The organism is Stenotrophomonas sp. PS02298, from assembly GCF_029959445.1.
Classification (GTDB): domain Bacteria; phylum Pseudomonadota; class Gammaproteobacteria; order Xanthomonadales; family Xanthomonadaceae; genus Stenotrophomonas.
On record NZ_JASCOR010000170.1, the window covers coordinates 1 to 8,967 of the forward strand.

9 protein-coding genes are annotated in these 8,967 nt (G+C 63.3%); 3 read left to right on the top strand and 6 right to left on the bottom strand.

What is annotated here, in order from left to right:
• Positions 1-143 precede the first annotated feature (143 nt).
• The 6 genes from QMX78_RS18160 to QMX78_RS18185 form a co-directional block, all read right to left on the bottom strand.
• Complete coding sequence (locus QMX78_RS18160; protein WP_282272168.1) at positions 144-578, bottom strand: ClpXP protease specificity-enhancing factor; 435 nt, start codon at positions 576-578, stop codon at positions 144-146.
• Between the two features lie 80 nt (positions 579-658).
• Positions 659-1,294: a glutathione S-transferase N-terminal domain-containing protein gene (locus tag QMX78_RS18165; protein WP_282272170.1), complete on the bottom strand. Its 636-nt coding sequence runs from the start codon at positions 1,292-1,294 to the stop codon at positions 659-661.
• A 144-nt stretch (positions 1,295-1,438) separates the two neighbouring features.
• Entirely contained in the window at positions 1,439-2,182 is a 744-nt protein-coding gene (locus QMX78_RS18170) for a cytochrome c1 (RefSeq protein WP_282272172.1), read from the bottom strand.
• Complete coding sequence (locus tag QMX78_RS18175; RefSeq protein WP_282272174.1) at positions 2,175-3,437, bottom strand: cytochrome bc complex cytochrome b subunit; 1,263 nt, start codon at positions 3,435-3,437, stop codon at positions 2,175-2,177. The genes QMX78_RS18170 and QMX78_RS18175 overlap by 8 nt, the downstream gene beginning before the upstream one ends.
• A gap of 2 nt (positions 3,438-3,439) precedes the next feature.
• Positions 3,440-4,060, bottom strand: a complete 621-nt coding sequence (gene petA, locus QMX78_RS18180) for a ubiquinol-cytochrome c reductase iron-sulfur subunit (protein ID WP_057629370.1) — start codon at positions 4,058-4,060, stop codon at positions 3,440-3,442.
• A 178-nt stretch (positions 4,061-4,238) separates the two neighbouring features.
• Entirely contained in the window at positions 4,239-5,159 is a 921-nt protein-coding gene (locus QMX78_RS18185) for a lytic transglycosylase domain-containing protein (RefSeq protein ID WP_282272178.1), read from the bottom strand.
• Positions 5,160-5,367: 208 nt separating this feature from the next.
• Here QMX78_RS18185 and miaB point away from each other — a divergent pair, with 208 nt between their 5' ends.
• The 3 genes from miaB to ybeY all read left to right on the top strand — a co-directional run bounded on the left by miaB (position 5,368) and on the right by ybeY (position 8,810).
• Positions 5,368-6,756: a tRNA (N6-isopentenyl adenosine(37)-C2)-methylthiotransferase MiaB gene (gene miaB / locus QMX78_RS18190; protein WP_282272182.1), complete on the top strand. Its 1,389-nt coding sequence runs from the start codon at positions 5,368-5,370 to the stop codon at positions 6,754-6,756.
• A gap of 585 nt (positions 6,757-7,341) precedes the next feature.
• Positions 7,342-8,328 (top strand): PhoH family protein, encoded by a 987-nt coding sequence (locus QMX78_RS18195; protein WP_282272191.1) that lies wholly within the window; start codon positions 7,342-7,344, stop codon positions 8,326-8,328.
• A complete protein-coding gene (ybeY, locus tag QMX78_RS18200) occupies positions 8,325-8,810 on the top strand; it encodes an rRNA maturation RNase YbeY (protein WP_282272180.1) in 486 nt (161 codons plus the stop codon). Before QMX78_RS18195 ends, ybeY begins: the two co-directional genes overlap by 4 nt.
• Positions 8,811-8,967: the final 157 nt, after the last annotated feature.

Consider the following 8,967-nt stretch of genomic DNA (forward strand, 5'->3'; position numbering starts at 1 on the left):
GCCCGCACCTTCCAGTACATCAGCTGCGCGGCTGACGCCGCTCCCACAACCACCTGCAGGCATCACGTGGGAAGCCCCAGCCGAGCACCGCTCGGCACTACACAGAGACCAAACAAAACCGCCGCCTTGCGGCGGCGGTGGAATTATTTGACTACCCGCAGGAACGGGCGCTTCGCGGCAGGCTGCGGACGCTCCGGCGGATCGGTCGGCGGCGTATCGTCGTCATCCGGCGTGGTCTCGGTGCCCGGAATGTCATCCGGCAAAGCCATGCCCTGGCCGGTCTCACGCGCATAGACGGCCAGGATCGCCGAGATCGGCACGTACACCGGGAAACTGGTTCCGGAGAAGCGCGCAGTGAATCTCACGGCGTCGTTGTCGATATGCAGGCCAACAACGGCGCGCTCGGCGATATTGAGCACTACCCGCTCTTCCTTGATCGCGCTGCTCGGCACCTGCACGCCGGGAACCCCGGCATCGACCATCACGTGCGGCGTCATGCCGTTGTCGTTGATCCACTCGACCAGCGCCCGCAACAGATACGGGCGATGGCTGCTCATCCGGAAAGTTTCTTCAGTCATTGCACAAGTGTACGCGGCATTGAAGCGCGATCACCGCCTTGCGGCGGTGATCGATAAGTTCGGATACAGCCGGCGACTGCTCAGCCCGGCAGTTCGCGCAGCTTCTTTTCCTGATCGGTCAGGCTGCGGACGAAGGCCGGATGACGGAAGAAGCGGTTGCCGTAGTCCTCGATTGCCTTGCCGTCCTTGGGCAGCGCCACGCCCAGGGACTCCAGCCGCCAGATGATCGGCGCCATCGCGCAGTCAGCCAGGCTCATTTCCGGATTGAGGAAGAACTTGGACGCCTTGAACAGCGGCACCGACTGCGCAACCAGCTCCTTCAAGCGCTTGCGCCCCGCTTCGGCCTGGGTCTTGTTGCCCATCTGAATGGCCTGCACCTGCGGCACCCAGTCATGTTCGATGCGCAGCATCGCCAGACGCAGCCGCGCCCGCGACAAGGGGTCGACCGGCATCAACGGCGGATGCGGATAGCGCTCGTCCAAGTACTCACTCACCACCGACGCCGCGTACAGCACCAGCTCCCGTTCAACCAGGGTCGGCACGGAGTGATACGGATTCAGATCGATCAGATCTTCCGGTGGGTTCTGCGCATCGACCGGCACCAGATCGTAAGTCACGCCCTTGGCCGCCAACACCAACCGCACCCGATGACACAGGGCATCGTCATTTGCAGAGAACAAGGTCAGGGTATTACGCATACGCACACTCGCCGCCATCAAAGGCTCTCCATCGGTTGGATTCCGCCAACCTTACGGCCCCGCCAGCACATTGCTGACGGTGACCACGGTTACCCGAGTGTGCCAAGCCACAGGCGCAGTTGCCAAGGCCCCCTGCGCACAGCCCCCCGGCTTGCACCCAGCTCAATGCACGTCTTTCCAGTACTCGGTCTTGACCAGATAGGCCAGGAAGGTCAGCAGGGCCAGGAACAGCACCACCCAGACGCCCAGGCTCTGCCGCTTGAGCGCGGCCGGCTCGCCGGCATATTCCAGGAAGTTGGTGATGTCGCGGACCGTCTGGTCATAGCCACGCGGATCGACCTTGCCCGGCGAAGCAAGCTTGAAGCCCACCACCGGCGGGTCGATGCCCTCCTGCTCGGCCTTGCCGTGAATGGCATGCTGCATGCCCTGCAGCTCCCACAGCGGGTTCGGCATCGACGCATTCGGGAACACGCTGTTGTTCCAGCCCAGCGGCCGCGACTCGTCCACATAGAACGATTTCAGGTAGCTGTAGATCCAGTCGCTGCCGCGCACCCGCGAAATCAGGCTCAGGTCCGGCGGCATCTTGCCGAACCATTTGGTCGCCTCGTCATGCGGCATCGCCACCTGGATCTGCTCGCCATAGGCGGCACCGGTGAAGTTGAGGTTGTCCATCACCTGTTGTTCGGTCAGGCCGAGATCCTCTCCCATGCGCGAATAACGCAGGTACTTCAGCGAATGGCAGCCCGAGCAGTAGCTCATGTAAGCCTGCGCGCCGCGCTGCAACGAGGCCTGGTCCCCCAGATCATTGCCCGCCTGCATCAACTTGCCACCGCCGGCGGCAAACGCCGGGACACACAGCAGCATCGCGGCAGCCATCGCCAACCGCACAATCCACTTGTCAGTCATGCGTCGTCACCCGGTCCGGTACCTGCTTGGTGCTGTCGATCTTCGTCCAAAGCGGCATGGTGATGAAGAAGGCGAAGTACAGGAAGGTCAGCACGCGGCCCACCCAGGTCTCCCAGATCGCCGTGCCCGGGCCGGAGCCAATCACGCCCAGCCACACGAAGCACACCACCAGGATGCCCAGCATCACCTTCGAGATCGGGCCACGGTAACGGACCGACTTGACCTTGGCCTTGTCCAGCCACGGCACCAGGAACAGGATGGCGATGGCCGAGAACATCACCATCACGCCACCGAGTTTGTCCGGCACCACCCGCAACATCGCGTAGTACGGCGTGTAGTACCAGACCGGCTTGATGTGTTCCGGCGTCACCAGCCGGTTGGCCTCGGTGAAATTGTCGTGCTCGAGGAACAGACCGCCGAACACCGGCGCAAAGAAGATGATGAAAGCGGCGAGCGTGAGCAGGAAGCCGACACCGACCAGATCCTTGACCGTGTAATACGGGTGGAACGGGATGCCATCGGCTGGTGCGGTCGCTGACCAGCGGTTGCCCTTCGGCCCCTTCTTGATCTCAACGCCATCCGGATTGTTGGACCCTACCTCGTGCAGCGCGCCCAGGTGCAGCACCACCAGCAGCAGCAGCACCAGCGGCATCGCGATGACGTGCAGGGCGAAGAAGCGGTTGAGCGTTGCGTCGCCGGGCAGGTAGTCACCCATGATCCATTCGGTCAGGCCATTGCCGATCACCGGAATGGCACCGAACAGCGAGATGATGACCTTGGCACCCCAGAACGACATCTGGCCCCAGGGCAGCACGTAGCCCATGAAGGCTTCGGCCATCAGCACCAGGTAGATCAGCATGCCCAGTATCCACACCAGCTCACGCGGCTTCTTGTAACTGCCGTACATCAAGCCGCGGAACATGTGCAGGTAAACCACGATGAAGAACAGCGAGGCACCGGTGCTGTGCATGTAGCGGATCAACCAGCCCCACTCCACGTCGCGCATGATGTATTCAACCGAGGCGAACGCCTCGGCCGCGCTGGGCTTGAAGTGCATCGTCAGGAAGATGCCGGTGACGATCTGGTTGACCAGGATCACCATTGCCAACGAGCCGAAGTAGTACCAGAAGTTGAAGTTCTTCGGCGCGTAATACTCGCTGACATGCTTGCGGTACACCGGCATCAGGCCGGGCGCACGCTCGTTGACCCAATCGGCCACGCCACTGACGGTGCGGGTAAGAATATTGTCGGCCATGATCAGGCTGCCCCCTGCGGATCAACGCCAATGACAAGGGTGTTGTCATCCACATAGTGATGCGGCGGCACCAGCAGGTTGATCGGCGCCGGCACGTCCTGGAACACGCGCCCGGACATGTCGAAACGCGACTTGTGGCAGGGGCAGAAATAACCGCCCTTCCACTGCGCGTCGTAGGGCTCGGGGCGGATCTCGGCAACCATCTCCGGCGAACAGCCCAGATGGGTACACAGGCCGACCAGCACGGATATATCCGGCTTGATCGAGCGGAATTCGGGATTGCCCTTGAGCACGTAGTCCGGCTGCTGGTCCTTGTTGCCGGACTCCGGATCCTTGAGGCGTGCATCCAGGGTAGGCAATGCCTGCAGGATGGCCTTGGAACGTTTGACGATCCAGATTGGCTGGCCGCGCCATTCCAGGATCAGCCGTTGGCCTTCCTGCAGCGCGCTGATATCGGCGGTCACCGGGGCACCGGCCAACTTGGCTCTGGCGCTGGGGTTCCACGACTTGATGAAAGGAACTGCGGCGAAACCAACACCGACTGCCCCGACCACGGCTGTGGTCGCTGTCAAAAACCGCCGACGTCCGGTGTTGACTGGATCATTTACCCCATCGTTTGCCATCCGGCACTCCGATAATGATTAGGTAGCTAGAGGCTGCCAACGGTCTGGTGGGGGCCATCCCGCTCTGAATCGAATCGTTCCGGAGTGTAGCGGAACGCTTAACGCTGACACAACGCGATCAAACACCAGTCCGCGAAATTTGTCACGGCCTGCTGCAACAGAGACGCTGGAGGACGGCTTACTGGCGCGTGGCCAGCTCGCCACGGTAGCGGTCGGCCAGCTGTGCAACGCGCTGCACGTAATACTGGGTCTCCTTGTAGGGAGGCACACCACCATGCCGATCCACCGCACCTTCGCCGGCGTTGTAACCCGCCGCGGCCAAGGTCAGGTTGCCGTTGAAACGTCGCAGCAACCACGACAGGTATTGCACGCCACCACGGATGTTCTGGCCGGCGTCGTAGGAGTCGGACACACCGAAACGACGCGCCGTGGGTGGCATCAACTGCATCAGCCCCTGCGCCCCGGCACGACTGAGCGCGGTTGGGTTGAATGCCGATTCGGCATGGATGATGGCCCGCACCACCGCCTCCTCGACACCGAATTCGCGTGCAGCCGAGGCGATCTCGGTGCTGTAGGCCTGGGTGTTCAGGCGCACCGAACCGAAGTTGACCCGGGAGTTCACGCCACAGGCAAAGCAACGCTCGATATAGCTGTACTGAATGGTGCGCACCGCGCCGATGTTGGCCACCTGGGCCGGCCGGCTGCTGGTGTAGTGACGCACCCCATCCTTCATATAGGAGTAGACCTGCCCACTGACCACCCGCTGCGCTCGTCCTGCCGTTGCTGGCGCTGGCGTGGGTGGCACTGCGGTGGGAGCGGTCTGTGCAGCCACCGCCGTCGAACTGTCATTGGCTTGGCTCGCCGGAGCCACAGCAGCTACCGGGGTGGCGACGGGCGCCGGGGTCGGCGGTACATAGCGCGGCACGTCGCGGGTCGGCCGATAACTGCTGACCACGCTGCAGCTCGCGCCACTGACGCGCTTGCTGACGTAATTGGGCACCCCATCGCTGCCAACGCACTTGTACAACGTGCCGGCACTGGCCGGCGAGGCGACCAATGCTGCTGCGAGAATGCCGGTGATCCCCAAAATCCCCTTCATGGGCGGGAGTCTCCCAGCTTCGCCGGGGCTTGCCAAGTATTTGACGCAGCGGCTTTCGTGCTCGGGCCCGCGGACCGATACAATAGGCGGCTACGAATGCAGCCCCAGTGGTTGCGTGCCCGCCCACCCGTCTGGAATAAGCGCCATGCCCGGGACGCCAGCAACTCCCCTGCCGATCACGGCCGGCTCCGCCGTGCCTACTGTTGAAATGACCACACCTGAATTGATTCCCCTGCCCGGCCAGCGGCCGACGGTTGCCGGCGGTGCGCGCGGCAAGCTCTACATCAAGACCCACGGTTGCCAGATGAACGAGTACGACTCGACCAAGATGGCCGACGTACTCGCCGCCGCCGAGGGCCTGGAGCTCACCGACAACCCCGAAGAAGCCGACGTGGTGCTGGTCAACACCTGCTCCATCCGCGAAAAGGCACAGGAGAAGGTATTCAGCCAGCTCGGCCGCTGGAAGGCACTCAAGGCCAATGGCCGCGACGTCATCATTGGCGTCGGCGGTTGCGTGGCCTCGCAGGAAGGCGAAGCCATCGTCAAGCGCGCGCCCTACGTGGACCTGGTGTTCGGCCCGCAGACCCTGCACCGCCTGCCAGAGCTGATCCGCGCCCGCCGCGAGCAGAACAAGCCGCAGGTGGACATCAGCTTCCCCGAGATCGAGAAGTTCGACCGCATGCCCGAGCCGCGCGCCGAGGGCCCGTCGGCCTTCGTCTCGATCATGGAAGGCTGCTCCAAGTACTGCTCGTTCTGCGTGGTGCCGTATACCCGTGGCACCGAGGTCAGCCGGCCGTTCGAGGACGTGGTGGTGGAATGCGCACAGCTGGCCGAACAGGGCGTGCGTGAGATCAACCTGCTCGGCCAGAACGTCAACGCCTATCGCGGCCCATACGGCGACGGTGAGATTGCCGACCTCGGCCTGCTGATCCGCACCCTTGCCGAAATCGACGGCATCGGTCGCATCCGCTTCACCACCTCGCACCCGCTGGAGTTCAGTGATTCGCTGGTGGACGCCTACCGCGACGTGCCGAAACTGGCCAACTACCTGCACCTGCCGGTACAGGCCGGCAGCGACCGCGTGCTCAGCGCGATGAAGCGCGGCTACACCGCACTGGAGTTCAAGGCCAAGATCCGCAAGCTGCGCGCGGTCCGCCCGGACATCTCGATCAGCTCGGACTTCATCGTTGGCTTCCCCGGCGAAACCGATGCCGATTTCGAGAAGACCATGAAGCTGATCGAGGACGTGGGCTTCGACCAGAGCTTCTCCTTCATCTATTCGCGCCGCCCCGGCACCCCGGCTGCCGACCTGGAAGACACTACCAGCGATGCCGACAAGCACGCCCGGCTGTCGCGGCTGCAGGCACATATCAATGAGCATGCCGCCGGCATCTCCGCGCGCATGGTTGGCACGGTGCAGAACGTGCTGGTCGAGGGCCCTTCGCGCAAGGACCCGAATGAGCTGACCGGCAAGACCGAGAACATGCGTTCGGTGAACTTCCCGGCCAGTTCGCGGCTGATCGGGCAGTTTGTCGATGTATTGATCACCGAGGCCTTCAGCAATTCGCTGCGTGGGCGGGTGGTTACGCAGGACTGAGATTGGCTGACTCCCGATTGCAGGGCTTGGTTGGCGGAGCCGCTTCCTGCGGACAATGGGCTGCGAGGGTTGGGACCGAAGTTTGCTGGCCCGAAGCAGGAGCAGCCTCGCCCCTACCCCGCTCCGCGCGCCAGCCCTTGCGCTGGCGCAAGGGCGTTCGCTGCGCAGTGAACCTGTCGTTCGCACGCGCGCGCCTCTCACCTCGTCAGCGAGGGAGGGGAAAGCCACCGCCGCTCGTTTTGGCTGTTGCTCGGCGGCTGCGGTCATTTATTCACCACACCGACCCAGAGCCCGTCGTTATTGGGCTGCACGCGGTTATCCACATGTTCATCCCGAATCGATCCACACAAATTGTGGACAACTTGTCACCCATAAATCGTCAAATGTGGCGGTTTTTTAACCACCCGGCCAAGAGGCTTATGCCGCAAGGGCTGGACGGGGATATCCACAGCTTGGCCCACGCCACATCCACATCGACTGTGGAGAACATGGACCACCACCTCCCCCGCTGGTGGTCCGTCAGCCGCAGGGGTACCCTTCCAAGGTCCAAGGCACGGCTTCGCCGGCCAGCAACAGTCAGTGAAAATGACCACCACCACGCATCGCGACTTCACTCTCGACCCGATTGATAACGAACGGCTGGCCAATCTGGCCGGGCCGTTCGACGAGCATCTTCGCCAGGTAGAACTCAAGCTGGGCGTGGAGATTGCCAACCGCGGCAACGTCTTCCGCGTCAGCGGCCCGGGCAAGACCGCGCTCGAAGCTGAAAAACTGCTCAAGTCCCTCTACGCGGAAGCGGCGGAAGCCGTCTTCGACAGCCACGCCATCCATCTGCGTTTGAACCGCGCCAACGTGGATCACGTGACCGAGCAGGCTTACGAAGCGCAGGAAGTAGCCATCAAGGTAAAGCGCGGCACGGTGCGCGGCCGCGGCCTCAACCAGGCCAGCTACCTGCATCAGATCGCGACCCACGACATCAGCTTCGGCATCGGCCCGGCCGGTACCGGCAAGACCTTCCTGGCGGTAGCCATGGCCGTGGACGCATTGAATGAATCGCGCGTGCAACGCCTGATCCTGGTGCGCCCGGCGGTGGAAGCCGGCGAGAAGCTGGGCTTCCTGCCCGGCGACCTGACCCAGAAGGTCGACCCCTACCTGCGCCCGCTCTACGACGCCCTGTACGAAATGCTGGGCGTGGAAAAAGTGGCCAAACTGCTTGAAAAGAATGTCATCGAGATCGCTCCGCTGGCTTACATGCGCGGCCGCACGCTCAATGACGCCTTCGTGATCCTGGACGAAGCGCAGAACACCACCATCGAGCAGATGAAGATGTTCCTGACCCGCCTGGGTTTCGGCTCGACCGCCGTCGTTACCGGCGACCTGACCCAGACCGACCTGCCCAAGCACGTCAAGTCCGGCCTGCGCGACGCCATCGAGGTGCTGCGCGGCGTGGACGGGGTCAGCTTCACCTTCTTTGAATCGCGCGACGTGGTGCGCCATCCGCTGGTGGCCCGCATTGTCAGCGCCTATGACCGCCGCGATCTGCAGCAGGTCAAGCCCGGAGCAAGCGAATGACCAAGGGTCCCGTGCGTCTTGATGTCGCCGTCAGCTACGCCATGCCGCGCGCCGGCCTGCCGGCAGCGGTGAGCTTCCGCCGCTGGGTGGCTGCCGCTCTCAAAGGCCGCATTCGCGAGGCCGACCTGGCCATCCGCGTGGTCGACGCCAAGGAAGGCCAGTCACTGAACCGCCACTACCGGGGTAAGGACTACGCCACGAATGTACTCAGCTTTCCGGCCGAGCTGCCCGAAGGCCTGCCCAAGGGAGTGAAATTCCCGCTGCTGGGCGATCTGGTGATCTGCGCCCCGGTGGTCGCCCGCGAGGCCGAGGAGCAGGACAAGGCGCTCAACGCCCATTACGCCCACCTCACCGTGCACGGCGTGCTGCACCTGCTGGGCTGGGATCATGAGGACGACAAGGAAGCCGAGGCCATGGAACAGCTGGAACGCGAGATCCTGGCCGACCTGGGCATCGCCGACCCCTACGCCAACGAGCAGTAGCCACAGGTAGTGCCGAGCCATGCTCGGCAGAGGCCTTCCCAGCAAGGCCATGTAGTGCCGAGCCATGCTCGGCAGAAGCCTTCCCAGCAAGGCCATGTAGTGCCGAGCCATGCTCGGCAGAAGCTCTACCGGTAAACCCCCCTGCCGAGCATGGCTC